The following is a 23,682-nucleotide window of genomic DNA, read 5'->3' as shown; positions in this document are numbered from 1 at the left end:
CATGATACGGGTGAAACTAAGGGCGTGGACGGCATCTTTCCGCTTCCCAACATTTCAGTCGGGGTACCAGCCAACTCTGCCAGTTCCGCCGCCATCAACTATTCAGGGCATACTCTCGGCCGCAAAAGGGGAACCAGTCTACCTCACCCAGCTTCCATATGTTGGCTATATCTTCAAAAGCAGTGGAAAGGGAGTGGATCTTGAAAAGATCTATGCCCTTGGAAAGGTCGAGACCGATATCATGAAGCGCGAGTTTCACTACAACGCGGAGCTCTACCTTTATCTTCCAGATGAGTGGAAGCAATATTTCAAAAGACCTCGCTATCAGCTTCTGCTTGGCAGATCAAGTGACCTGGCGATTGTCGAGGAGATCAAAGAAAACATTTCACTCGACGAAAAAGAGGCACCCCTTGGAGGAACCGTAGTGCCTATCGAGCTTGGAGTCCCTGGAATGGTTCATGCGCTCGTTGTTGAATACGACTACTCCACAGTTCCACGAAGAGCAAAGCTCGTGAAGCCATTTGTAGTACTACCGTATCCAAAAACAGCGGCAGAAAAAAGGAGACAGACCACAAGAGGTTTCTATGACAGCGAGCTTGGGATTGGAGTCTACCTACACAGGTGGAGCAGATGAAGCTCTGCTACGCCAAATTCAATCCGCACCAGTACCTTGAGTGCCACACACTCGATGCAATCAACGTGCTGAAGAGCATAAAGAACTCCTTTCCCTGGCTTGAGGAGCTCTCGCCTGGCATCTTTGAACGTTCATTTTATGCCGTTCTCCTCCATGATATCGGGAAGTGTGCTTCAGGCTTTCAGAAAAAGAAAAACAAGTGGGGTTACCGCCATGAGATACTCTCGGTTCCGTTTGTGCAGTTTCTGGACTTTTCGGAGAGGGAACGCAACCTGATAGCGCTCGCCATATTAACCCACCATAAAACTCTGGATGAACTTGAAGAGATTCTCCCAGTTCGTATTGACAACATAGGTCCCCTCGAGTTCGACGAAAAGCTTGATGAACTCCTTGAACGAGCTGAGTACATAGAGAAGACGTTCATATCACGGATTCCGAACATTGAGGCTTACTATTTTGGTACGACAAAACTGCCAAAAAGGTTTAACCTTCCGCCAGACTGGAAAGAACGGCTTAGAGATTTCGATTTCCAAAAGCTGACTGAATGGTATGAGAACAACCTCGAAGCTGAAAGAGGAACATTGACGTTCATGCGCGGCCTCCTTAATGCGTCAGACCATCTTGCATCTGCGGGCGAAACAGAAATACTCCTCCTCCCCGACATTGTCGAGCGGCTTGAATTAAAAATCCCAATGAGGAAGCTCAGGCCTCTTCAGGTTGCGGCTTCCAATTCGGAGGGAAACCTGCTCCTAAGAGCACCTACAGGATACGGAAAAACCGAAGCGGCTCTCCTGTGGGCTAACAGGAACGCTTTCAGAAACAAGGAAGGTATAACGAGCAGAATTTTTTATGTCCTGCCCTACAAAGCCAGCATAAACGCGATGCACCAGAGAATGATGGATATATTTTCCGACCCATCCTTGGTGGGGGTTCTACACAGCTCTGCGAGCTTTTATCTTTACACATCTGCCCTTGAGTACAAGCGACTGAGCTCGCTGTACCATAAAATTTACACTCCGCTAAAGGTCACCACGCCATTTCAGCTTATGAAGGCCTTCTTTGGGGTTGGATTCCACGAGATGCTGAAAACCGAGCTTTCAGGATCCCTCATCATATTCGACGAGATCCACGCCTATGAGCCCAACGTTCTCGGCATAATCCTTGCAATGCTTAAAGAACTCGAAGGTCTGAAAGCAAAGACAATGGTAATGACAGCTACCTTACCGGACTTCCTTGAAGAACTTATCACGGATACTGCTGATTTTAGAGAGCTCAAGACCTCTGCAGAAGAAGCGGACAAGTTTACCCGCCATAGGGTTCATGTTATCGATGGGGGAATGGAGTCTGTAGGGGAGCTAATAGCTGATCTTGGAATTCACAAAAAGGTCGAGGAAACTTCAAGGCCTGGATTGGTAGCATGCAATAGCGTAGATCAAGCGGTTAGAGTCTACAAAGAGCTGAGTGAAGATTATAGAGTTCTGCTTCTTCACAGCCGGTTTACATACGGCGATAGAGAGACTAAGGAGAAGTTACTCCTTGAGAAGATGTCCGAGTACGACTTTGTTGTTGCCACCCAGGTTGTGGAAGTTTCCCTTGACCTCAGCTTCTCGACGATACTAACTGAGCCGGCACCTCTAGACGCGTTAATACAGCGCTTTGGACGCGTGAATAGGCAAGGTTGGAAGGAGGGGCGGATTGAGGACGTCTACGTCCTAACCAAAGGCGCAGACGCTGATAGAAAGATTTACAATCCCTATGATGTTGTTGAGGAGAGCTTAAAGATACTCCAAGACTTCGATGGTAAAGAACTAAGAGAATCCTTAATCCCTGAGCTAGTAAGTGAGGCTTACGCACCCGTTTCCGACGAGCTTGTAGAAAAGGTTCGCGACTATCAAAACACAGCTCAAGATGTCTTCAACAATGTGAAACCTATGAGGACAGGTGAAGATGAACAAAAGTTCTATCAGATGTTTAACGGTCTCGAAGCTGTTCCTGGGGTTTATCAAGGGAGGGTCAGCGAACTGCTTGATAAGAAAATGGGTATGGAATTGTACAGATATCTTATTCCAATCCCTATGTGGTTCTATCACGCTGAGCGGAAAAACTTCCACAGGCTCTCCGATAAGGGCTATGGGAAATACATTCTTGTTGCGGAGCTTGAGTACGATCCCAATAAAGGACTCCAGAGAGTCCCGTTGAGTGAGGGCGATATTATTTGAGTGATTACAGCCAAAACTATAAAAATCATTACAGTATAAACTGTTACAGGTGAGACTGTAATGGAGAACCCCTTCAGATACGGCGAACCGGTCGTCGGTAAGGACTTTGCGGACAGAAAAAAGGAGCTTGAAGAGCTGAAAATGGAAATGCTGAGCGGCCAGAACGTGATAATTTACTCCCCAAGGCGTTTCGGGAAGAGCTCACTCGTTTACAACGCCATTCTCTCCCTAGGAGACCGGATTGTTCCCCTCTGGATAGACTGCTACGGCGTGCTGACAAAGAAGGAGTTTGCGGAGAAGATAGCCTCTGAATCCCTGAAGCATTTAAAGTTCCAAAACCTTCTGAAGAGTGCCAAAAGGCTGTTCAAAAAAGTTACTCCAAAAATCCGTCTCGGAGATGCACTTGAGGTCGAGTTCACCTTTGGGGAAGAGGAAACTGCCTTTGAGGAGTCTCTCGAACTCCCCCAGCGGCTGGCAGAGCATCTTGAGAAGAGGGTAGTGGTTGTTTTCGATGAGTTCCAGGAAGTTGCTGAACTTGGGGAGGACGTCCTGAAAAAAATGCGCTCGAAGTTCCAGTGGCAGAGGGATGTGGCCTTCGTGTTCATTGGGAGCAGGAGGAGCATGATGGAGAGAATATTCCGCTCGGCCCAGAGCCCGTTCTACAACTTCGGGAGGCACATGGTTCTTGGAAAGATCCCGAAGGACGAGTTCAAAGAGTTTATACTGGAGAAATTCAAGGAAACGGGGATCGAGGTCAGGGAGAACATCGTGGATATGGTTCTTGAGCTAACTGGGGGCCATCCCTATTACACTCAAAAGTTCTGCCACCGGCTCTGGTACGTCGGAAAGCTCAAAGGAAGCCTCGAGATGGAAGACGTCGAAAAGACGTTTGAAGAACTCGTTAAAGAAAGCGAAGCCAGCTACATAGAGATATGGGACTCCCTGCCGCTCTCCCAGAGGAAGGTTCTCTTAGCTATAGCCCGGGGAGAAAAGGATCTGTACTCTTCTGAGTTCCTTATAAGGTACAGGTTTAGCTCGGCTTCCTCAGTTCAATACTCAATCAAGGCCCTCAGGGAGAAGGAGCTGATACACCGCATTAACGGAGAATTTGAGATCAGCGACCCCTTCCTCCATCACTGGCTTCTCTGGAGGTTTGGAAGTGGAAGATAAGTATTCTCTCGACGAGCTCCTCATCGGCGGCACCGAGGTCAACTACCTCTTCATCTGCCCGACCAAGCTCTGGTACTTCTCCAGGGGCATCACGATGGAGCAGGAGAACGAGTGGGTTGATCTCGGAAAGTTCCTCCACGAGAGGCGCTATGCCAGCGAGGAGAAGGAAGTCCAGATCGGGAGCATAAAGATAGACTTCATCAGGAAAAAGGACTACATAGAAGTCCACGAGGTCAAGCTCGGCAAGAGCATGGAGAAGGCTCACGAGATGCAGGCGCTCTACTACCTTTACTACCTCAAGAGGCTCGGTATCGAAGCCAAAGCAGTTCTTCACTATCCAAAGCTCAACGAGACGAAGGTGATAACCCTCGACGGCAGGGAGGAAGAAGTAGAGGCGGCAATTGGAGAAGTCCAGAGGATAAAATCACTCCAGGCTCCACCCGAGCCGGTGAAATCAAAGAGGTGCAAAAAGTGCGCCTACTACGAGCTGTGCTGGGTTTGAGTAGTAGAAACTCTAATATAGTAGATACTCTAACTTACTAACAAGGAGGTGATACTATGCCTGTGACAAAGGTAACCCGGAACTATCAGATAACGCTCCCCGCGGAGATCAGAAAAGCCCTCGGAATTGAGGAGGGAGAGTTGCTGGAGGTTGAGCTTGAAGGGGAAAAAATCGTAGTCAAGAGGCTGAAGAGAAGGAGGAAAACCCTCAAACTAGGAGAGAGGCTCACGCCCGAGGAGATTGAGAAGGTCATTGAGGAGGGCATGGAAGAATGCATGCAGTGATAGATACCAACGTGCTCCTGTACGACACATTTGAAGATCTCCCATTTCATCACAAAGCCCGACGGCTTTTGGATTCGCTGGATCGCTGGTACGTACCCCCAATAGTTCTGCAGGAATACGTTTGGTTCTTCAGGAGAAAAAACCTACCCGTGAAGCTTGCAAGGTCCATGCTTAGTGAGTATTTAGATGATCCTCGCTTTAACAGGTTGAACGATAACGGGGAGTCTATAGTCTACGCACTTGAGCTTATAGAAAAGAACTCCTTGTCACTATCTCGTTTTAACGATGCTATAATCCTGTATCACGCTCTCCAAAGGAGCTATCCCCTTGCCACGTTTGACAAAAAATTCAGAAAACTGGCAGTTAAAAATGGCGTGGAGGTTCTCCCAGCGAAAGTATAATTGGTGGTGAGAATGAGAAAGCGCTCTCTCACCCTCTTTTCCGACGGGAACCTCTTCCGGCGGGAGAACACACTCTACTTCGAGAACGCGCAGGGAAGAAAGCCCCTCGCCGTTGAGGGCATCTACGATATCTACGTCTACGGCCACGTCAACATAAGCTCGCAGGCCCTCCATTTTCTGGCCCAGAAGGGGATACCCGTCCACTTCTTCAACCACTACGGTCACTACGATGGCTCATTTTATCCGCGGGAAAGCCTCCTTTCGGGGGACTTGATAATCAAGCAGGCCAAACACTACCTCGATCAAGAAAAACGCCTCATCCTTGCCAAACTCTTCGTGAGAGGTTCCGCTCTCAATATGGAGAAGAACTTGAAGCGCTGGAAGGTTGCCGATGGGTTTTCGGGGCTTTTAGATGAACTCTTCGAAGAGCTTGAGAGCGCGAGGAAGATAACTGAGGTCATGAACGTCGAGGCAAGGATAAGGGGGGAATACTACACCCGCTGGGACAACGCCCTGCCTGAAGGCTTTAAGATCGTGAAAAGGACTAGAAGACCACCGGAGAACGAGATGAACGCCCTGATAAGCTTTCTCAATTCTCGCCTTTACGCCACCATCGTGAGCGAGCTCTACAACACCCAGCTTGCCCCGACGGTGAGCTACCTCCACGAGCCCGGCGAGAGGAGGTTTTCGCTCGCGCTCGATTTGAGCGAGATATTCAAGCCGATAATAGCGGACAGGATAGCGAACAGACTCGTGAAGCAGGGAATAATAAAGAGGGAGCACTTCAGGGGTGAGCTGAACGGCGTCCTGCTTACAAAGGAGGGTATGAAGGTTGTTTTGAAGGCCTACAACGAAGAGCTGGGCAGAAGCGTTAAGCACCCAGGACTTAAGAAGAACGTTACAAAGCAGAGACTTATCCGCCTTGAGGCGTACAAGCTGATTAAGCATCTCGTTGGGGTTAAGGACTACGAGCCACTGGTGGCATGGTTTTGAGGTGATTGATAATCTTTAAACAGACATAGTTAGATGCCGCCCGCAAAATGGTAGATATATCACCCTGTAGGAGAGGGATCTGTGTTTGACTTTTTCTAAACATCTTTTTAATCCTAGCTAAACACTAACTAAACGTAAACTTTAAATTCTTGTAATGCATTTACTACAATCGAGGTGAACCGTATGGTAAAGACTGAGTATGAAGGTATCGTAAAAATGCTGAGGTTCTTTGTCCAGACGAAGAACTTCAGCTATGTGGACAGGATTGGAAACGCACTGAACCCGGAACCTGTTGAAGTGGCCCTTCTCGAGGCTCTCAGGGCCTTTAGATCGATCAGAGAAAGTGCTTCCATTGAAGGAGATGGAAGGAGGTACGTGGAGAAGGATGGGAATAAAATCCCCATGCCGGGAATTCCAAGCGATGAGGAAGTAAAGATATTCCTCGACGATGTTCGCTCGGATATGGGAGTTGCAAAACTCGTGGCTACCCTTGCCCTCGCGTATCCCTCAAAGAAAGAAAACTCTGGAGGTGATGAGTGATGTTTTTGAGCGTTGGAGTTAGGTTTGAGGCCAATGTTGAGGCCCTCAACATGGTCGAAACAGCCGGAAACTACGGCAAGCACAGGCGTGTTCCCTACCTAGTCGAGGAAGACGGAAAGCTGAAAACGGTCTACGTGCCCGCCATGAGCGGCGAAAGCCTAGCCCACGCATACCAGGAGCACCTCGTTAGGGAGGCCCTCTCGGCAGGTCTACCTGTCTGTGATGACTGTCAGAGAGGCGAGTTCTACAAGTCCATGGACGAGGTCCACTTCGCCCCCAAGCTATTCAATAGAGAAGAAGTATTTGAGAGTGTTCTGGCCAACTTGTCAGAAGTAGTGGATATCACAATCTCCGTTTTATCTTCAGAGATTGAAAAAGAGCGCAATAAGAAGAAACAGAACGAAGATAAGATCAAAGAACTTGAGAAATTCAGAGGGTTCATGGAGAACTTAGTGAAGTCCGAGAAGCCTCGAGACTATATCCTCAAAAACCTCTCACTCGCTTCACAGGTCTTTGGCAATTATGTAATCAAAAAAGGCATCTTAGATTTGCCTCCTGTCAAGATAGAAGACATAATTGTCAAGAGCTGTGTCGTAGAAGATGTTGGAGGGTTCCTATATACTGGTTCAGCACCCATAAGACGGAGTTCAGCCTTCCAAGTAAGCTACGCCCTCCCAGTCAAGTCGGTCGCCCTCTTCGCCACTTCCGAGCCGCAACTCCACGCTAGGCACGCTCAGATGGATGCATCGAGCAAGAAGGGCAACGCCTCCGAGCAGATGATATACTACGTTGAAACTGGCACCGCACTCTACGGTTTCACGTTCAACCTCGACCTTGACGCAATAGGTGTGAGCGCGATAACATCGAAGCCAATACTCGATGAGAATGAGATAAAGAAGAGACGTGAGGCGTCTCTAAAGGCGCTCTTCAGAATGCTTTCTTCGAGCCAGTTTGGAGCCAAACTCTCCCGCTTCTTCCCGGTTGGGGGAATAACGGAGCTTATTGTGGCAGTCACGGATCATCCTTTTGTCGTTACCTCCCCGATTTACGACGACTACATTGAGAAAACTCAGAGACGGCTGAAAGTCCTTAAGAGCTTTGGGGAGGAGAGCTTTCTCGTCGTGGCGGGAGAGGAGAAAGTCCCAGAAGAGGCTCTGAAGGAGGCAATTGACTACCTCCACGAGAAGGAAGCCTTTTGAGGTGGTTCCCTTGACTTTATTTTTGAAGGTTCAGCTAAGACCCACGGGAATAATAGCCCTCCGTGCCCTCCCCCAGAGCAAGATGCGCACTGCCCTACGCTACGTTCCACCAACTACGCTAATAGGGGCAATATCATACCCCCTTCTCCACATCAGCGACGACAGAGGAGAGACAATTTACGAAAAGAAAACTTTCAAGAGCAAAGCAGAATCAGTAATTGGCCTCTTCAAATGGGTCACCATTAAGACAGAGGGCAGACCAAAGCTCTATGGGTCTCTACTGAAGATCAACACAATTTACCGCGGAAAAGTTCAGAGCGCAGTGACTTCGTTCCCATTTGCAGTTTTCTATGGAGAGTCTACCAACTCACTCACAGCCGCTTATTTTGTTGACGAGGACGCTCTCTCTGAGAGTACCTACAGTGCAAAAGACTTAGAGAGAGCCGCATGGGGAATAACGAGGCTCGGCTCAAGGGAATCCATAGTCAGCGTTGAGGATGTTAAGATGGGAAAGGCCGTATTTCGGGAGGCGAATAAGGTTAGAACAGCGTACGCGTTTCCCTTTAAGGGAGTCAACGTGCATGGAAAAGGAACCCTCCAGGCAGTTGTAGACTGGCGCTTAGGAATCGGCGACTACTCCAATGCCAAGCGCATGGTAATGTTTTATCCGGAAGAAACAGTTGAAGTCGAGGGGGGACTGTCGATTGTGGAGCTCGACGGGGAGGTGGTTATCCTTGCTCCTTGAGGCTCTCTCAAGCTATCCATACGAAGGTTTGACCAAGGAACTGCTCTCCCTAGGCATGTCGTGGGTTGTAATGGACGCAGGTATTGAGCCTGACGAAGAAGAACTCGCCGATACATTGGAAGGGGCATTGAAATCCCTCGGTAGTAGGGTGAAGATTCACACATCAAAAATGGGCAGAAACGACAGGAGTTCCTTTGACAAGGTTCTAAAGGCATGGTTCGGGAGGAGTGCCCCTGAAACTTACGGTGAACTCTTTGAACTTGTGGTCACTGAGACCATAAAGCTGCTCAGAGACGGGAATATAGACCCTGGGGAGTCTTTATCCACAATAAAAACAGACAAAAACGGAACCTATCTCGGAATAGCGTACAACGGGGAGCAAGCCATCCTGCCAGCAATAATCAAGCAACCAGAGTATTACGAGCGCCAGAGCGGTTTTCTAAGTCCGACTACCGGCCAGAAAGCCCAGATACGCATGGATCCCCTCTGGTTCTCTTTCATGGCCCTCGGTTTCTTCACGAGCTTTGCGGGATTCATAGGGGGGAAGTATTACCTAATGACGAAGCCTGGAATTGAGGTTTTCTGGCCATACGAGGTTGAAGAGATCATCGAGAAGGGCATCCTGCCGCTAACAGGTGCAGGAGCATCGGGTAGAATTTCTCTGAGCACGGAGGAGCTCTATGAGATGAAGTTGGCAATGAAGCTCGCCGAGGAGGGACGCGACGTCATTGAGGAAGTCTATCCCGTGACACTACATCTGATAAGCCTTGAGGGGCAGGTTTACACCGAGCTCAAGACCACACAGCTCAATTTGACTGGATTGAGCGAGTATATGGAAGAATACGTGAATAGAATAGAGTCTGCTAGTATGGGTGGTTTGCCCATTCTCGTGGAACTTAAAGCGGGAAACGCCACGATTCAGAAGTACCCCCTCTGGGCCCTTGTGGATATTGCAGAAAGAGAACTCTGGAAGGGTGTTAACGGTGACGGCGAGATGCTAGCATATATCTTTGTCAAAGACCTGTACAGGGCCATTAACAGCGGAAGGAGAGAGTTAATCAGAGACGCCGTTTTCAGACTGTTCCGTCAGGGCAGGGCCCTTCTGGAGGGAAGCGGTAGGGCGAGCGGAGAGTTTCGGAAGGTCATGAAAACCTTCATGTGGCAGGAACACCTGGAGGTGCTTCTTTGAGGGCATTCAAGAAGGCACTCCAGAAGCTCGCGGAGGCAAAGGGGTTTAAGCCAGAAAAAAGGCCCCTACTAGAGGAGGCTTTTCATTTTATCACCCCCTCCGAGAATCCGCCTTTTTTAATCCTCCAGGCACCAACAGGCTACGGAAAAACTCTCCTAAGCTTTGCCCTGGCTGTTCACTCCCTTTGGGATGCCTCCATCTTTGACAGGGTGATTCATGTTCTCCCGATGCGTTCAATCATAGAGGACATCCAGAAAACAGCGGAGGATGCATTCGGATTCTCCAGAACCAAGATGATGGGTTCGAGCGGTGAATTCCTTCACCTCTTTCCGCTCAACATAACCACCGCGGACACATTCACGTGGGATTTGCTAAAGCTCAACACAAAGAAGAGGCACAGGATTAAAGCTGGCTTAGAGTTCGGCTACGATTACTTGACCCAGGCCTCAATACTGACCTCGCTGGTAATCTTTGATGAGGCCCACTTCCTTCTTGAGGATGAATCAATGGTGACCGCATTTCTATCAGCTATTGAGTTCCTCACATCCCAGAAAGTTCCCATCGTGGTTATGACAGCCACCTTATCGGAAGCCCACAGAGGAATCTTCGAGAAATATGCAAAGAAAAACGGCTATAACTTTTATGTTTTATGTCCCCAAGAAGATGATCCGTTCATCGAGAGAGAGCTGAAAAAAGAAGTTGAAATTGAGTTTAGGGAAGGAAATCCCCTTGATTTTATAGAGCCTGGGAGAAGAAACGCAATTATAGTAAACTCAGTTAAACGAGCCGTTGATCTGTTTAACGAAGCCAAAAACAATCCAGAAATCTGGCCTGAAAGCGAGAGAATTATGCTGATCCATGGCAGGATGACTCCAAGTCACAAGCGGGAGCTTATCAAACGCTTAAGAGAGTGGACAAAGAAGGAAAATTTCCTCCTCATCGGAACACAGGCAGTCGAAGCCGGCGTTGACTTTTCAGTTGACCTTATGATAACGGATAGGGCGCCCATAAATTCCCTCCTCCAGCGTTTTGGGAGAGTGGCCAGATATGGCAGTGACATGAAAGCTAATATATTTGTCCTTGAAGATGCACCTTGTGGGCCATATCCAAAGGATAAAGTCGAAAAGACTGTGAACTTGATGAAGGAACACCAGATCCTCCCACGGGTGCCAGACACATATCAGGCAATAGTTACTGAGGTTCACGGGAAAAAGCCAATATCTGTCAAAAAGAACGTTAATAGAGAGCTCAAGAGAACGCTTCTCAAGCTTATGTCAGATCCTACTAAAAGAGCACCCCATGTTTTAAGCTCGATAGAGCGGTTAACAGCTAGTGGCACTCCGATCATGAGAGGTTTCCTAATTCCGCTTTCAGTAGGGGGAGAAGCCGTGCTGATAAGCCCCTCCAAGCTGGTGGAGCTTTACTACAGAGGAGTCGTGGAGATAAGAGGTTGGAAGGGGAATATACGGAGCTTAAACGATGCCTACAACGTGGCGAAATCCGTTGCACTCGGAAAAAATGTTGAGGTCGTTTTTATAGGCGAGTATGACTGGGAGCGTGGTATCCCATGAGTACGTGCGCATTTTTTGAGAATGGAGCCTGCGTGGAACCGATGGAAGCCCACATAAGAAAGGGCCTTGAGATTATCGACGGGTTATACCTTCGTAGGGGCTATGCTCGCTTCCTGTCCAGAATTTTGGACGTAGATCCCAAGCTTGCGGGAGAGCTTCTAAGAAAGGCCTACATCCTTCACGACGTTGGAAAGTGCCTTGAAGAATTCCAGAAAAGAAGGGCAAGCTTTGGTTTCCATGAGTTCTACTCCGCGCTTGTGGCGAGAAACGTTTTTGGAAAATATGGGGCCATAGGGAATGTGATGTCCGTTGCGATACTACTTCACCATCACGATTGGATTAGAGGTAAAAGTCCCAAAAGACCAGGGAATCTTAGGCTTTGTGATGACTGTATAGCCGTGCTTGAGGAGCTTTCAGGAGAAAAGCTACCTAGGGAAATCCAATGGAAGGAGTGGAATGAATTTATGCAAGAAACAAAAGAAGTTATGAGACGAAATCTCAGAAGCGTTTATTCACTCCTTCTTCCTCTGGTTGTTGCAGACAACTACGCCGCGCACTTAAATAGGGGTGGAAAGGGCAGCACACTTGTAGAAGAAATTTTTGAAGTCTTAAAAGTTAGGGGGTGGGACGTTGCTGGTGGTCTTTCCTGTGGGCTTTGATGAGAGATTTATCATTAGGGCATTAGTGAGGAAGAGAGAGGATGTTGATGGACTCGAACCGGGAGATACGCTTTTGGCAATCGTTCCAGAAGGTTATCGGAGTGAGCAAAGAACCACAAACGCAATCAATGCAATAAAAAACATAGCCTCCCCTATAATTGGAGAAGAGCACATCATGATTCTGGAAGTTCCTCTTAACGGCGAGGAGATAGTAACCAGGATATCCCAAGCCATAAAGGACAACCTAACCGACGACCGTCTCATCCTAGCGGTTCTCTCAGGTGGTATGAGGCCACTCATCGTATCCACGCTCCTGGCACTTTTGAACATTGAGGATGTTAGGGTTATAGTGGAAAGTGACTTCGAGAACCTCTCAGGACATATTTCTCTTGAACTGGGGCTCTTTCTGGCGCCTTCCAACAGAAGATGGGCAAAGATAATCTGCGGCTTCCTTGAGGGTAAAAGTGTGAGGAAGATTTCCGAGGAGCTTGGGGTTTCTCCAGCAACTATCAGCAACGAGCTGAAAGAAATGACAAAATACGGCCTTGTTAAAGCCGAAAAGCTCGATGGAAGGGCTCCAAGATATAAAGCAACCAATGCCGGGAGGCTCTACCTGAAGATCAAGGGGGAAAACTGCCATGAGGATTAAACTGCTCCTCCGCTTCAAGCCTCCCTTTCTTATCCCCTACAACTACCCGCGCTACCTCTACTCCTTCCTCCTCCGTGCCATTGAGCTCGCCGATAAGGAAGTCGCGGGCAGGATTCACAACAACAAGAGAGACATCAAGTTCGTGGCCTCTAAGTTCATGCCTATTGGGAGCACAAAAAGGCTTGAACAGGGCCTTCTTGTCGAGTCAGGAACCGTGGAGCTTTACGTGGGTTCCACGGAGGACATCATCCTTGAATCTCTTGTTAGAGGCCTCGGGCAGGGAGTAGGAATGCTCCACGTAAGGGGTCAGAGACTCCTGAGCTACGAGGCCGAGCTCGAAGAGATCCCTAAACACCTCTCTGGAAAGCGCTTTAAAACCCTCTCGCCCGTCAGTGTTTACCACAACAATCCTCCAAATGGATTTCGGCAGTGGGATCTTTCTCCAGTTGGTCCGCCAAACAGCCCCTTTGAGAACGAGCCTAAGGTTTGGAAGGAGCTTCTCTTTGAAAACCTTAAGTCAAAGTACATGATGGTTTACGGCGAGCCTTATGAGGGGAGCTTTGACATTAGAGTCCTCACAAAGAAGCCGAAGAGCCGCAGGCTTCTCGTCAAGATAGATGAGAGAACAGGAAAGCCAATCTACGCCCGCGTCTGGGAGTTTGATTTCAAGATGTGGGGCGAGGAAGAGCTCCTTCGGGTTGCGTATGAGCTTGGAATCGGAATGAGGAACCCTCACGGGTTTGGTATGGTTGAGGTGATTTAAATGTCCCTCCCTGCAGAAATAGAGGAGTTCAACGAGGGAATCCGCCGCGCCGTGAGTGGAAGCCCTATAGTGGAGAGGAAGATATGGGTGACCTCGCTGAGCCACTGCCTTAGGAAGACGGCGCTCTCGATATACCTCAACACGTACAATCCCTCCAGAAGCTGGGAGGCTAGGATAGGTACTGCCCTCCACGGCTGGCTCGGGGAAGTCGTTAGGGGCGCGGAGTTCGAGATTCCCGTTGAGCACGACCTCAAAGACGGCTGGAAGCTCGTTGGAAAGGTCGATGCCGTGAAAGGCGATTACCTCCTGGAGTTTAAGTTCAGGGGTTTCGAGAACAACGATTCGAAGAAGAATTCGAAAAAATCAAAGAAAAACATCGACTTAGATCACGCCGAGCCGTCCAAAGAATCGATTGAGCAGATAAACGCATACATGGGCATCCTCGGGAAGGAAAAAGGGTACATTTACATTTTCGACAGGAACGGGCTTGACTTCAGGGTCTTTGAGGTGACCTTTAACGAAAGACTCTTCAGGAGATTCATCAAGAGGGCGGAGAAAGTTATAGAGGCAGTTGAGGACTTGGAGAGGGGGGAGTTCCCAAAGTGGATATCCACCGTCGGCAACAAGACGTGGGTTTGCAACCACTGTCCATTCAGACCCATATGCGCCGCGATAGATAGGCCATGGGAGAAGTCTAGATAATGTCCTCAATCGGGTTCTTCTCCACTCCCATTACTTCTCTTTTTGGCATCGAGCGAAGTTTGTATATGACAACCGAATCCTCATCCCCGTCTATGAGTTCTCCTATTCCGGCTTTTATGCGCTCAAACTCTGCTAGAGTAACCTCGCCTTCAAAAACGCTGTTCTGGACCCAGTGAAGGTGCTGGCGGAGAAACTTCTTGACTCTGTTCACGCGCTCGACCGAGACGTCGTAGACCACTATGATGTACATGCCACCACCGTACAAACTCCGGTTAGTTCCTTTTATATTTTCGGTCCTATCACGTTTAAATCGTCCAGTTGTCTGAACTGAGGTGTATTAGCCATTGAATTTTCAAAATATTTGCTGATCAGCCTCGGGAAGTCTTTAGTAACGTTTGGTTACTATCAAACGAAAAGTTATATATTCAGCAAAAATCGTGACGAAATTTTTTCGGAATTCTGAATGGGGGCACTTTAGGGCCTTTTTGTGCCCGTTCCTAATTCTGACACGATATTTTTGGCAAAAAGCGTCTGAAAACCACTAAAGTTCTTTTTAAGACTCTAAAGATGCCTGGGAAGTCTTCTGAACGTTGTTGTGCATGCTCTTAACGGAAGGAGGAGAACTTGTTTCTGGCTGAAAAAAACCGCTCAAAAGCTTTTTAATTGGGGACCGTTAGGGGCTTTTTAGAGCACCCTTTGCGGAAAAGCTTATAAGATCCGAGCGTTCTTAGTAGTTTGTAGGGAGAAAGGAGGAAAAAACCGCCCTGTTGCAATAAGACTCTAGGAGAATTGAAACGTTAAGGCGATAAATGTTTCATGTTCTGCTTCGGGTAGTTGCAATAAGACTCTAGGAGAATTGAAACGTCCACGCAAAGAAAAAGGTAAAGCTCTTCAAACTCAAGTTGCAATAAGACTCTAGGAGAATTGAAACTCAATGACTCTGCCCATCTCCCTTTTCATGTCGAGAAGTTGCAATAAGACTCTAGGAGAATTGAAACACGAAGATGGGGAGATGGCTTTTAACGGGTTCAACGAGTTGCAATAAGACTCTAGGAGAATTGAAACAGGTTTTTCATTGGAGCTATCTCATACTGGTGCTTTCTGTTGCAATAAGACTCTAGGAGAATTGAAACGAGTTTGCGAGGGCTTTCTGAGTGAGGTAACGTGAAAGTTGCAATAAGACTCTAGGAGAATTGAAATATTATCAAGGAGGATTTAAGGCAAATACTCCGCGAAAGTTGCAATAAGACTCTAGGAGAATTGAAATCAATTCCGCGAGGGTGGTAGGGTTCGGGTTCTTTGGTTGCAATAAGACTCTAGGAGAATTGAAATAAGGGTACGGCGCAGAGGCCAGCGGTGAGGAGGATAGTTGCAATAAGACTCTAGGAGAATTGAAATTTTGAGCGTCAATCTTCGCCTGCTCTTCATCGCCATTCGTTGCAATAAGACTCTAGGAGAATTGAAATGAATCTGGACATCAGACATCGGCTTTCACCTCCATCACGTTGCAATAAGACTCTAGGAGAATTGAAATCGCCTTCTTGATGTCTGCGGGCTTCTCTATATCTATGTGTTGCAATAAGACTCTAGGAGAATTGAAATCAATCCTCCTCTCGGCCTCAGGAGTGAACTTCGGAAAAGTTGCAATAAGACTCTAGGAGAATTGAAATCCGTGCTTTGGCTGGTGGTGTTTGCAGGGGTGGTGCCGTGTTGCAATAAGACTCTAGGAGAATTGAAATTAGGTGTTAGGTGCCTCGGTGACGTCACGGAGCGCCCGTTGCAATAAGACTCTAAGAGAATTGAAAGTACGTCATGGCCACGGCTTCCCTGAATGCATCCCGCACAGTTGCAATAAAAACTCTGAGAAAAATTCAAAATGAATTCAGAAAGAGAAAGTCCGAGAAAAAGATCCTCAGACCTTGATCCTCTTCCAAACAGTTCCCTGCGGCGTGTCCTCAAGCTGGATTCCGAGGTTTCTCAGCTCGTCCCTTATCTTATCGGCGAGGTCGAACTTCCTCTCCTTCCTGAGCTGGGCGCGAACATCGATGAGGAGCTTTATCAGGGCCTCTTCTTCTCCAGCCTTCTGCTCCCTGAAGTAGTCCTCAAAGATGCCGAAGACCTCGCTCACCATCTTAAAGAACTCCCAGGCCTTCCTGAGAATGCTCTCCTTGGGCTTTTCGACCTGCGTTAGGTAGCGGTTAATCGCGTTGCTGACCTCGAAGACCGCTTTGAGTGCCTCGGCCGTGTTGAAGTCGTCGTCCATTGCATCGTAGAACTTCTTCCTGCCGTCCCTTATGGCCTCGTAGGCCTCAAACTCCTCCTCGCCCCACTTGAAGGATATCTCCGCTCTCTCCATCGCCACGCGGATGTTCTCGAGGGTGTTGTAGAGCCTCTCAAGGTTGTTCTTGGCGTGCTCGAGGCCCTCCTCGGTGTAGTCGAGCGGCGACCTGTAGTGTCTCTGCAGGACGAAGAGCCTTATTACCTCCGGGTCGTAGCGCTCCAGTGCTTCCCTAATCGTCACGAAGTTGCCGAGGCTCTTGCTCATCTTCTCGCCATTCACCATGAGAAAGCCCGTGTGCATCCAGTAGCGAACCCACTCGTGGCCGGTGCACGCTTCCGTCTGGGCTATTTCGTTCTCGTGGTGAGGGAAGATGAGGTCGCTTCCCCCGCCGTGGATGTCAAAACTCTCGCCGAGGTACTTGGTGCTCATCGTGGAGCACTCTATATGCCAGCCGGGCCTTCCCTCGCCCCAGGGACTCTCCCATTTGGGCTCCCCTGGCTTGGCCTTCTTCCAGAGGGCAAAGTCTTCGGGGTTCTTCTTGCCCTCTCCTGGCTCAACGCGCGCGCCCTTGACGAGGTCTTCCAGCTTTACCTTGCTGAGCTTTCCGTAGTCTTTGAACTTCCTGACTTCAAAATAGACGCCATCGCTCCCCTCGTAGGCGTAGCCTTTCTCCTGGAGCTTCCTTATGAAGTCTATGATGTCCTGGATGTGCTCGGTGACGCGCGGGTAGATGTCCGCCGGCTTGACCTTCAAAGCTTTCATGTCCTCAAGGAAGTATTTCAGGAATTTTTCGGCCAGCTCCTTCGGGTCTTCGCCGGTCTCATTGGCCCTCTTGATGATTTTATCGTCTATGTCTGTGAAGTTCATGACCATGAGAACGGTATACCCCTTGTGCTCAAGGTAGCGCCTTATAACGTCGAAGGCGATGTAAGTCCTCGCGTGACCGATGTGTGTGTAATCGTAAACCGTTGGCCCGCAGACGTACATCCTGACCTCGCCTTCTCTCAGGGGCTTGAACTCCTCCTTCTGCCTCGTCAGGGTGTTGTAGATTTTGATCCCCATTCCTACCACCGGGCGCTTTTGGGAGTGGCTTTTTATTAGCTTATCGCCGCAGGTGTCGGTGGAGTGCCATAACCGCCATACTAACTATGAGCGCAACCAGGAAGAACTCTTTTAAGAGCTCAGTGTTCTCATTGAATTGCGATCCTTTGGAGACCATGGACGATGCCGTCAGTGAGGAATGTGTGCCCTCGGAGACGTTGAACGTCGGGCTCGTTGAGGATGCTTTATCTTTGAGGATGTAGACGTCCGCCAGGTTCTCAAAACCGTACTCTGGAGAAAGCTCGAAGTCTTTTAGCACCATGTCTGGCGTCACTTTCAGAATGGGTAGCGGAATTATTGATGTCTCATTGAAGTAAAAGACGTAGAGGGGTTTCTCAAACATATCCTTGAGCTTCTCCCAGGGTATCTGGTCATAGTCCATTGAGGTGTTTGCCCATTCGATAATACCTGTAGTGGAGCCATTTAGAAGGAAGGGATACCCCAGGTAGAGCTTATAGGTGAAATTGAGCTCAATCCGAGTCGTCCCTGTTTTTTCCCCTGGAACTGCGTTCAGGGTAAAATTGTTCTCTATCACGTCCATCTCAATGGCTGGAACTATGACGATGTCGTTTCCGCGGGAGAACGCGATCAGGTTGCTTAGCTCCTTCTCATCCCACAGATACGGAGCTATCTCTCTTATTTTTATAGCGTAAGTCCGATTTTTAAATTGGAACACCACACTGTCCCCTTCTACCTTCCCTCGCACTGGGTTGGTCGTCTTCCGTTCTGAGATCGAATTCAGGATTTTGGTGAGGCTCTCGTTTTGGCCTTCGTACTCGTAGTAGCCGCCGATGTAGTGGGCTCCGCTCGAGTTCACGAGGTAGAACCTGTCGTACTGGGTTGTCGGGTCATACTCAACGGTGCACTGTCCCAATGAGTGGGGTTTTAATCCGTAGTATCCAGTTGATACGTAGATGAAACCTTCACTGGTGGGCATTATGATTATTCTGAAGCCCGAGGAGCAGAAACTAATGGTTAGAGTGGGGTCTGCCTTTGAGGAAGGGATAAAAATCAGGAAAAACAAAGAAAGCACTAGCATCAATTCAATAAAATTTGAGTGAGTATTTCTGGGATAACTTTTCACTGCCTATAGCACCCCCATTCTTTTTAGATAGTAATCAAATACGATATCAACTACATCTAGAGTTATCCCGAAATAGTATGCTAAATTGGTGTCCAGTCTACGAAGAACTTCTCTTTGAACGAGGTAATAATCACTGGCAAGTTTAAGACATTGCTCATGATTGCCGCAGGTCCTACAATTTCCATTGCCCTTTGTTAATATACATTCATCGGCTTCCATCACCATGTGTACTTTAGAGGAACTCATATTTTTTAAAGTCCTTAACCACTCTTTAAATTCGTAAAATGAGAAAGGATACCTTCCTGAATTGTTCATATAGTAATTTGGTTGCACGAAAATGAGATCAAAGGCGTCAAGAGATTGAGGTGACCAAATGTCAGTATTGCTTAACGCGTATGTATGTGCTGATGGTATCCAGATGAATTTTAATCCGTGATCGTGAATTTTTTCGGCTATTCTCAAAAGTGCCTCTGGATTTATCACTGAGTTCTGTTTCCCCTTCCAGTAATCTTTGAACATCCATGCATATTCTAGATCCCAGTAAAACCCCAAAAGGTTATCTTCTTCCACTGATAGAACCCCATCAACCCAACTAAGCCAATAATCCCCAGTCTGAATATTCCCTCTTCCCAGTAGAATATCCTTTGAGGGCATGTAATATGGTATTGAAACGTAATATTCTATCTCCCTTTTGGCCATTAACTTTGTGAAACTTGCAAGCTCTTTTCCATCCCTATATCCATTACCGCTGTAATTTGCATCTAGTCCCTCTCGAGTTGTAAAGATTGCAATATCGAATCTCTCTTTAAAATCATAAACTGTTGCAGGATTCTTGCTTAGTGTTCGTATCCTTGAGATGTACTTGCCAGTCGAACTATCCCACTTGATATACCATAATCCGAATTTCATGTAGCATCATCATTATTCAATATCAATATTCTACTTATAAACTTTTTGATATTATTTATATAACTTCTTAGTATTAAAATTCTTCAGTAGGCACTATTTCTGAAAATCTGCAAAAGCTTAAAAACCGACCACCCAACTGGGTCTGGAAAAGGAAAGGAGGTCACGAAAATGACCAAGGTTCAGAAGGGTGACGTTATCAGGCTCAAGTACACCGGAAGGATAAAGGAGACCGGTGAGATATTCGACACAACCGATGAAGAGATCGCGAAGCAGGCTGGAATCTACAAGGAGAACGGCGTTTACGGGCCCGTCCCGATAGCCGTCGGTGCTGGTCACGTGATTCAGGGCCTTGACGAGCAGCTTGAGGGTCTTGAAGTCGGAAAGAAGTACGAGATCGAGGTTCCACCCGAGAAGGGCTTCGGAAAGCGCGATCCCAAGCTCATCAAGACCTTCACCCTCGGCCAGTTCAGGAGGCAGGGGCTCATACCCTTCCCTGGGATGCCCGTCGAGATAGAGACCGAGGGTGGCAGGAAACTCAGGGGCAGGGTTCTCACCGTTAGCGGAGGCCGTGTCAGGGTTGACTTCAACCACCCCTACGCAGGCAAGCACCTCGTTTACGAGGTCGAGGTCGTTGAGAAGATTGACGACCCGATTGAGAAGGTTAAGGCCCTCATCGAGCTTCGCCTGCCCAGGCTTGACGCGAACAAGGTCGTCATAGAGGTCGGCGAGAAGGACGTCGTCGTTGACTTCACCCCGGTTAGGGAGGAGGTTGACAAGGGCACCCTCGTTCTCGGCGAGCTCCTCCTCGAGGGCGACCTCAAGTTCCTTGGTTACGAGGAAGTCAAGTTCAGGCCCAGCGTTGACGAGCTTCTCAAGCCGCCGGAAGCCGAGGAGGGCGAGGCCTCTGAGGAGGAGGCCAGTGAGACAACCGAAGCTCCTGAGGAAACTGAAACCGAAAAGGCAGCTGAACAGGAAGCAATCAAGGAGGCCCCTGAGGAAGAGAGCGAGGAGAAAGGGGAGACCGAGGAGAGTGCGGAGGAGTCGGAAGCTGAGGAGGCCTCAGAAAAGGCTGAAGAGACTGAGGAGAAAAAGCCCAAGAAGAGCACCAAGAGCAGGAAGACTAGGAGAACCACAAGGAAGAAGAGCACAACCAAGAAGAAAGCCAAAGCAGCCGAAGAGAATGGTGAAGCCGAGGCTGAAAACGCCGAGGCCTCTGAGTGAGGTTTTTAACCCCCGTTCTTTTTATTATACTGTGGGGAGAGGTTATGAAGTCTCGCTTTGACGTTCTCCTTGAAGACCTCGGCGGAAGGTTCACGAAAGATGACGTGCCTAAGATACGCGACGCCGTACTCGCTCTCAGACAAGTGATGGAGCTCCCCGTTTCGTATCTAAATCCCTCGAGCGGCTACCATCCTGTTGTCGTGTTCAAAAAGCGCTTTGGGCGGGTAGTCAAGGAAGTCCCGGTTTCCCTGCTTGAGCTGAAGATCCTCAACCGCTACAACATGCCCGGCTGGAAGAGGGTCGTGGAGTTCTGGCTGGACAACGATATAGCCGTCCACGAAAGCCTTCTCGGGGTTGATGCCGTGCTTATCGGCGACCCGAGAACCCTGAACAGAATGGGGGACGCCCTCAGGAGAATAGCCCAGTACATGAGCGTTAGGCCGAGAAAGCTCGTCCTGTTTTACAGCTCCGTCTATCTGGACTACGGCGGCGGCAGGTATATACTCGTAACCCTTAGAGGCAACGACATTGAGCTCGGGCTTATCAGAATGAAGCTCAGCGAGGCTGCTAGCTACCTTGGAAAGGCCGTTGAATACATGGACTCGGCCTTTGGGAACAAGAACATCGAGTTTTACAAGGTTCTCTTCACGTATGCAACGAGCACGTATGGCTCCTTCGACTGGTTCTTCCACAAATACGTCTATCCCAATCTGAACCCCGAGCAGAGGGAGTTCTTCGAGGAGATGCAGGACTACCGCAATTTCCTCAGGCTTCTATACTCCCACGTGAACAGACTCAACAAGGACAGACTTGGTGATTTTGTCGGAATCAGGGTTGTCAGAAGGGGAAACCCCCACCGGCCGCTTGAGATAGAGATAGCGTTCACAAACCGCGGCATTCAGATTGGAAGGTACGTCAGAACGGCGCACATAAGCTTCATGGTGTGAGCCTTGAGGGAAGTTTTGCTCTTCATACTTTTACTGCCCCTTAGCTTCGTCCCATGGCTTATTCATACCTCTTTCTGGGACCACGTTGCCATAGTCGGCCTCTTTTACCTCCTAATTCCGGCGGTAGTCTCAAGACTTATGGGCTTCCAGTGGGGAGAAGTCGGCATAAGCCTACCAAACAGGACTGGTCTAAAGCTCTTTGCCGTTCTCTTTCTGGCTTCAATTCCACTGAGCATCTACGGGAGAAGCATCCCCGAGATGAGGTCTTACTATCCGGTTTTTCCGTATTCAAGCGCCTTTGACTTCGTTCTGGGTGAGCTTGCCATGGGGATTACAATGCTGGCCCACGAGGCTTTTTATCGAGGCTTTCTTCTTTTCCCTCTGGCAAAAAAGAACGAGTGGCTGGCCGTAATCCTTCAGGACATCCCCTATACAATAGTCCACATCGGAAAGCCCGGAATAGAAGTTCCCTACGCTTTCATAGCCGGGATAGTCTTTGCAAAAATGGACTTAAAAGGAGAGAGCTTCGTCCCAAGCTTCCTCCTTCACTGGCTCGGTTCGGCTTTCTTCGACGTGCTCTGCGCGCTCTAAATCCCAACAGAATATAGTTTGACGAGCGACTCTCCACAACAAAGCTTTATAACACTCCTAAGCAAAATTATAAACGGTGAGGATTATGGATTTAACATCGTGGGCTCGTGAAAAAGCACTATGGAACAGAAAGAACTGGGGAGAATACACCAACCAGCTTTCTGAGCTCTATGTGGCTCTTTATCAGTTCGAGAACTTCTGGAAGTGGACGAAAACTGAACTTCATGGAAAAAGAATAGCCTTTCTTGATGATCACCTAAAGAATTCCGCAAGAATGCTTCTAATAGGTGGAGAAGACTCTCCAAATGCCATAGGAAGATTTATGTATTCTTTGTTCGGGGTTCGCGCCCTTGGGGCGAACGACTATGATGATACACTAACCCTCTACAAAAGAAGAGGTGATAGAGTGGCGTTCGTCGTTGGTGATCTAGTACTGGGTACCTCGCATGATAACTTTGAACAAATCCTAAACCAGCTTAAGGATCTTATTCTCAGTCTCGGGGGCCAAGTACCAGAGATTCCCAAGGAAGAGTTTCTCTCATGGGTCTCTCCAGATGAGCCGAAGCTTGTGGAGAAATTCAATCATCTTCTAAGAACCGGATGCGCTCTGCTGCCCATGTTTAACCCATACTCCGCAATTTCGTACTATCTTGACACCGCTCCCTTGTTACACATTGAGGAGATACTCAATGGAGACATCCACAGCCTAAGAGAACTCTCCTCGTTATGGCGCATTGGGTACATTTACAACTCAAAGCTCGAAAAGGTTGATCTTGAGAAGGCCAGTGAAGAAGATGTGGATGATTTCTTCTGGCTAAGTCATTTTAACCCTTCCCCACCGAGCATTCCAGCCTTAATAAACGCTCTCTTTGGGGAGTTTGGAGATGTCTCTGCGATTCTTTCAAGGCTCTCAAGAGATGTAAGGAGCGCCTTTAAAGAGTGGTGGAAGGACAAGTACAACTTTGTAACAAGGACGTATAACTTGGAAGGTTGGGACATATCGGAAGATACCAGGGGGATATTAAGATACATTCAAAATGGTGATGAATACAGTTTAGTCCCCACTTCAGGCACTTCATTTGTACTTGTGGACAATGCTGGTTATAAGACCTATACAGCCACTATTCCTCTCTCAAGGTTCATCGAGGAGATATTCCCCCTCATCTCCGCGGGGTACATCAGGACACCCAATTGGGTGGGCAATGAGTCGGGGACTCCTTTAGAGAAGAGATATCTCAAGATAAAGGTCAACAGAACCGAAAGCAGGTATGGAAAGCAGTTTTATTACGATGGTGGGTCTTGGGTCATCAAAGGGCTTCTTTAGGTGG

Annotated in this window: 25 protein-coding genes and 1 CRISPR repeat array; of the genes, 21 read left to right on the top strand and 4 right to left on the bottom strand. The window is 48.3% G+C overall.

Features of this window, described 5'->3' with window-relative positions:
- The first annotated feature begins 1 nt into the window (after nt 1).
- From cas5b to TK_RS02200, 16 genes are all read left to right on the top strand, one after another.
- Entirely contained in the window at nt 2-634 is a 633-nt protein-coding gene (gene cas5b / locus TK_RS02275) for a type I-B CRISPR-associated protein Cas5b (protein ID WP_011249416.1), read from the top strand.
- Nucleotides 631-2,853, top strand: coding sequence for a CRISPR-associated helicase/endonuclease Cas3 (locus TK_RS02270; RefSeq protein ID WP_011249415.1), 2,223 nt, complete (start codon nt 631-633; stop codon nt 2,851-2,853). The genes cas5b and TK_RS02270 overlap by 4 nt, the downstream gene beginning before the upstream one ends.
- Nucleotides 2,854-2,913: 60 nt before the next feature.
- The gene (locus TK_RS02265; RefSeq protein ID WP_011249414.1) at nt 2,914-4,023 is read left to right on the top strand and encodes an AAA family ATPase; all 1,110 of its coding nucleotides are present in this window, start codon (nt 2,914-2,916) and stop codon (nt 4,021-4,023) included.
- Entirely contained in the window at nt 4,013-4,525 is a 513-nt protein-coding gene (gene cas4 / locus TK_RS02260; RefSeq protein WP_011249413.1) for a CRISPR-associated protein Cas4, read from the top strand. Before TK_RS02265 ends, cas4 begins: the two co-directional genes overlap by 11 nt.
- A 56-nt stretch (nt 4,526-4,581) precedes the next feature.
- Nucleotides 4,582-4,809, top strand: a complete 228-nt coding sequence (locus tag TK_RS02255) for an AbrB/MazE/SpoVT family DNA-binding domain-containing protein (RefSeq protein ID WP_011249412.1) — start codon at nt 4,582-4,584, stop codon at nt 4,807-4,809.
- Between the two features lie 11 nt (nt 4,810-4,820).
- A complete protein-coding gene (locus tag TK_RS02250; protein WP_232500600.1) occupies nt 4,821-5,210 on the top strand; it encodes a PIN domain-containing protein in 390 nt (129 codons plus the stop codon).
- 12 nt (nt 5,211-5,222) lie between these two features.
- Nucleotides 5,223-6,203 (top strand): type I-B CRISPR-associated endonuclease Cas1b, encoded by a 981-nt coding sequence (gene cas1b, locus TK_RS02245; protein ID WP_011249410.1) that lies wholly within the window; start codon nt 5,223-5,225, stop codon nt 6,201-6,203.
- Nucleotides 6,204-6,386: 183 nt separating this feature from the next.
- A complete protein-coding gene (gene csa5 / locus TK_RS02240) occupies nt 6,387-6,743 on the top strand; it encodes a type I-A CRISPR-associated protein Csa5 (RefSeq protein ID WP_048053662.1) in 357 nt (118 codons plus the stop codon).
- Nucleotides 6,744-6,793: 50 nt separating this feature from the next.
- Nucleotides 6,794-7,942, top strand: a complete 1,149-nt coding sequence (locus TK_RS02235; RefSeq protein ID WP_394295119.1) for a DevR family CRISPR-associated autoregulator — start codon at nt 6,794-6,796, stop codon at nt 7,940-7,942.
- 22 nt (nt 7,943-7,964) lie between these two features.
- Nucleotides 7,965-8,687, top strand: coding sequence for a type I-A CRISPR-associated protein Cas5a (gene cas5a, locus TK_RS02230; protein ID WP_232500599.1), 723 nt, complete (start codon nt 7,965-7,967; stop codon nt 8,685-8,687).
- On the top strand, nt 8,677-9,876 hold the full coding sequence (gene cas8a2, locus TK_RS02225) for a type I-A CRISPR-associated protein Cas8a2/Csx9 (protein ID WP_011249406.1): 1,200 nt from the start codon (nt 8,677-8,679) through the stop codon (nt 9,874-9,876). The genes cas5a and cas8a2 overlap by 11 nt, the downstream gene beginning before the upstream one ends.
- A complete protein-coding gene (cas3, locus tag TK_RS02220) occupies nt 9,873-11,447 on the top strand; it encodes a CRISPR-associated helicase Cas3' (RefSeq protein ID WP_048053659.1) in 1,575 nt (524 codons plus the stop codon). The genes cas8a2 and cas3 overlap by 4 nt, the downstream gene beginning before the upstream one ends.
- A 41-nt stretch (nt 11,448-11,488) precedes the next feature.
- Nucleotides 11,489-12,106, top strand: coding sequence for a CRISPR-associated endonuclease Cas3'' (locus TK_RS02215; protein WP_232500632.1), 618 nt, complete (start codon nt 11,489-11,491; stop codon nt 12,104-12,106).
- Nucleotides 12,078-12,755 carry a CRISPR-associated CARF protein Csa3 gene (csa3, locus tag TK_RS02210; protein WP_011249403.1) on the top strand — a complete coding sequence of 226 codons (678 nt, stop codon included), beginning with the start codon at nt 12,078-12,080 and terminating at the stop codon, nt 12,753-12,755. Before TK_RS02215 ends, csa3 begins: the two co-directional genes overlap by 29 nt.
- Nucleotides 12,745-13,518, top strand: a complete 774-nt coding sequence (cas6, locus tag TK_RS02205; RefSeq protein WP_011249402.1) for a CRISPR-associated endoribonuclease Cas6 — start codon at nt 12,745-12,747, stop codon at nt 13,516-13,518. Before csa3 ends, cas6 begins: the two co-directional genes overlap by 11 nt.
- A complete protein-coding gene (locus tag TK_RS02200; RefSeq protein ID WP_011249401.1) occupies nt 13,519-14,220 on the top strand; it encodes a CRISPR-associated protein Cas4 in 702 nt (233 codons plus the stop codon).
- On the opposite strand, the gene cas2 is transcribed toward TK_RS02200, so the two are convergent.
- The 3 genes from cas2 to TK_RS02185 form a co-directional block, all read right to left on the bottom strand.
- Nucleotides 14,213-14,470 (bottom strand): CRISPR-associated endonuclease Cas2, encoded by a 258-nt coding sequence (gene cas2 / locus TK_RS02195; protein ID WP_011249400.1) that lies wholly within the window; start codon nt 14,468-14,470, stop codon nt 14,213-14,215. The two genes, TK_RS02200 and cas2, sit on opposite strands and share 8 nt — an antisense overlap.
- A gap of 516 nt (nt 14,471-14,986) precedes the next feature.
- A CRISPR array of direct repeats spans nt 14,987-16,094; the repeat unit is 29 nt; unit sequence GTTGCAATAAGACTCTAGGAGAATTGAAA.
- 38 nt (nt 16,095-16,132) lie between these two features.
- Nucleotides 16,133-17,563 carry a cysteine--tRNA ligase gene (cysS, locus tag TK_RS02190; RefSeq protein WP_011249399.1) on the bottom strand — a complete coding sequence of 477 codons (1,431 nt, stop codon included), beginning with the start codon at nt 17,561-17,563 and terminating at the stop codon, nt 16,133-16,135.
- A gap of 40 nt (nt 17,564-17,603) precedes the next feature.
- The gene (locus TK_RS02185) at nt 17,604-18,539 is read right to left on the bottom strand and encodes a hypothetical protein (protein WP_048053658.1); all 936 of its coding nucleotides are present in this window, start codon (nt 18,537-18,539) and stop codon (nt 17,604-17,606) included.
- A gap of 1 nt (nt 18,540) precedes the next feature.
- Between TK_RS02185 and TK_RS12290 the strand changes: the two genes are divergently transcribed.
- Complete coding sequence (locus TK_RS12290) at nt 18,541-18,663, top strand: hypothetical protein (RefSeq protein WP_269763428.1); 123 nt, start codon at nt 18,541-18,543, stop codon at nt 18,661-18,663.
- Between the two features lie 26 nt (nt 18,664-18,689).
- Here TK_RS12290 and TK_RS02180 read toward each other — a convergent pair whose 3' ends face one another.
- Nucleotides 18,690-19,595, bottom strand: a complete 906-nt coding sequence (locus TK_RS02180; protein WP_011249397.1) for a DUF4855 domain-containing protein — start codon at nt 19,593-19,595, stop codon at nt 18,690-18,692.
- 168 nt (nt 19,596-19,763) lie between these two features.
- On the opposite strand from TK_RS02180, the gene TK_RS02175 reads away from it, so the two are divergent.
- The 4 genes from TK_RS02175 (at nt 19,764) to TK_RS02160 (ending at nt 23,678) form a co-directional block, all read left to right on the top strand.
- On the top strand, nt 19,764-20,816 hold the full coding sequence (locus TK_RS02175) for an FKBP-type peptidyl-prolyl cis-trans isomerase (RefSeq protein ID WP_011249396.1): 1,053 nt from the start codon (nt 19,764-19,766) through the stop codon (nt 20,814-20,816).
- Between the two features lie 44 nt (nt 20,817-20,860).
- Complete coding sequence (locus TK_RS02170; protein WP_011249395.1) at nt 20,861-21,763, top strand: hypothetical protein; 903 nt, start codon at nt 20,861-20,863, stop codon at nt 21,761-21,763.
- 3 nt (nt 21,764-21,766) lie between these two features.
- Entirely contained in the window at nt 21,767-22,354 is a 588-nt protein-coding gene (gene mrtA, locus TK_RS02165; protein ID WP_011249394.1) for a CPBP family archaeomyxosortase MrtA, read from the top strand.
- 76 nt (nt 22,355-22,430) lie between these two features.
- A complete protein-coding gene (locus TK_RS02160) occupies nt 22,431-23,678 on the top strand; it encodes a hypothetical protein (RefSeq protein ID WP_143598662.1) in 1,248 nt (415 codons plus the stop codon).
- Nucleotides 23,679-23,682: the final 4 nt, after the last annotated feature.

Origin of the sequence: Thermococcus kodakarensis KOD1 (genome assembly GCF_000009965.1) — an archaeon.
GTDB classification, from domain to species: Archaea; Methanobacteriota_B; Thermococci; order Thermococcales; family Thermococcaceae; genus Thermococcus; species Thermococcus kodakarensis.
The sequence above is the reverse complement of the archived record's forward strand: the minus strand, read 5'-3'. Positions and strand labels throughout refer to the sequence as shown.

Bases quoted from the DNA above. Each gene is read 5' to 3' on its own strand.
- cas5b (WP_011249416.1), top strand. From the start codon at position 2: ATGATACGGGTGAAACTAAGGGCGTGGACGGCATCTTTCCGCTTCCCA.
- TK_RS02270 (WP_011249415.1), top strand. From the start codon at position 631: ATGAAGCTCTGCTACGCCAAATTCAATCCGCACCAGTACCTTGAGTGC.
- TK_RS02265 (WP_011249414.1), top strand. From the start codon at position 2,914: ATGGAGAACCCCTTCAGATACGGCGAACCGGTCGTCGGTAAGGACTTT.
- TK_RS02255 (WP_011249412.1), top strand. From the start codon at position 4,582: ATGCCTGTGACAAAGGTAACCCGGAACTATCAGATAACGCTCCCCGCG.
- cas1b (WP_011249410.1), top strand. From the start codon at position 5,223: ATGAGAAAGCGCTCTCTCACCCTCTTTTCCGACGGGAACCTCTTCCGG.
- csa5 (WP_048053662.1), top strand. From the start codon at position 6,387: ATGGTAAAGACTGAGTATGAAGGTATCGTAAAAATGCTGAGGTTCTTT.
- TK_RS02235 (WP_394295119.1), top strand. From the start codon at position 6,794: ATGGTCGAAACAGCCGGAAACTACGGCAAGCACAGGCGTGTTCCCTAC.
- TK_RS02215 (WP_232500632.1), top strand. From the start codon at position 11,489: ATGGAAGCCCACATAAGAAAGGGCCTTGAGATTATCGACGGGTTATAC.
- cas6 (WP_011249402.1), top strand. From the start codon at position 12,745: ATGAGGATTAAACTGCTCCTCCGCTTCAAGCCTCCCTTTCTTATCCCC.
- TK_RS02200 (WP_011249401.1), top strand. From the start codon at position 13,519: ATGTCCCTCCCTGCAGAAATAGAGGAGTTCAACGAGGGAATCCGCCGC.
- cas2 (WP_011249400.1), bottom strand. From the start codon at position 14,470: ATGTACATCATAGTGGTCTACGACGTCTCGGTCGAGCGCGTGAACAGA.
- cysS (WP_011249399.1), bottom strand. From the start codon at position 17,563: ATGGGGATCAAAATCTACAACACCCTGACGAGGCAGAAGGAGGAGTTC.
- TK_RS02185 (WP_048053658.1), bottom strand. From the start codon at position 18,539: ATGCCCACCAGTGAAGGTTTCATCTACGTATCAACTGGATACTACGGA.
- TK_RS12290 (WP_269763428.1), top strand. From the start codon at position 18,541: ATGATTATTCTGAAGCCCGAGGAGCAGAAACTAATGGTTAGAGTGGGG.
- TK_RS02180 (WP_011249397.1), bottom strand. From the start codon at position 19,595: ATGAAATTCGGATTATGGTATATCAAGTGGGATAGTTCGACTGGCAAG.
- TK_RS02175 (WP_011249396.1), top strand. From the start codon at position 19,764: ATGACCAAGGTTCAGAAGGGTGACGTTATCAGGCTCAAGTACACCGGA.
- TK_RS02170 (WP_011249395.1), top strand. From the start codon at position 20,861: ATGAAGTCTCGCTTTGACGTTCTCCTTGAAGACCTCGGCGGAAGGTTC.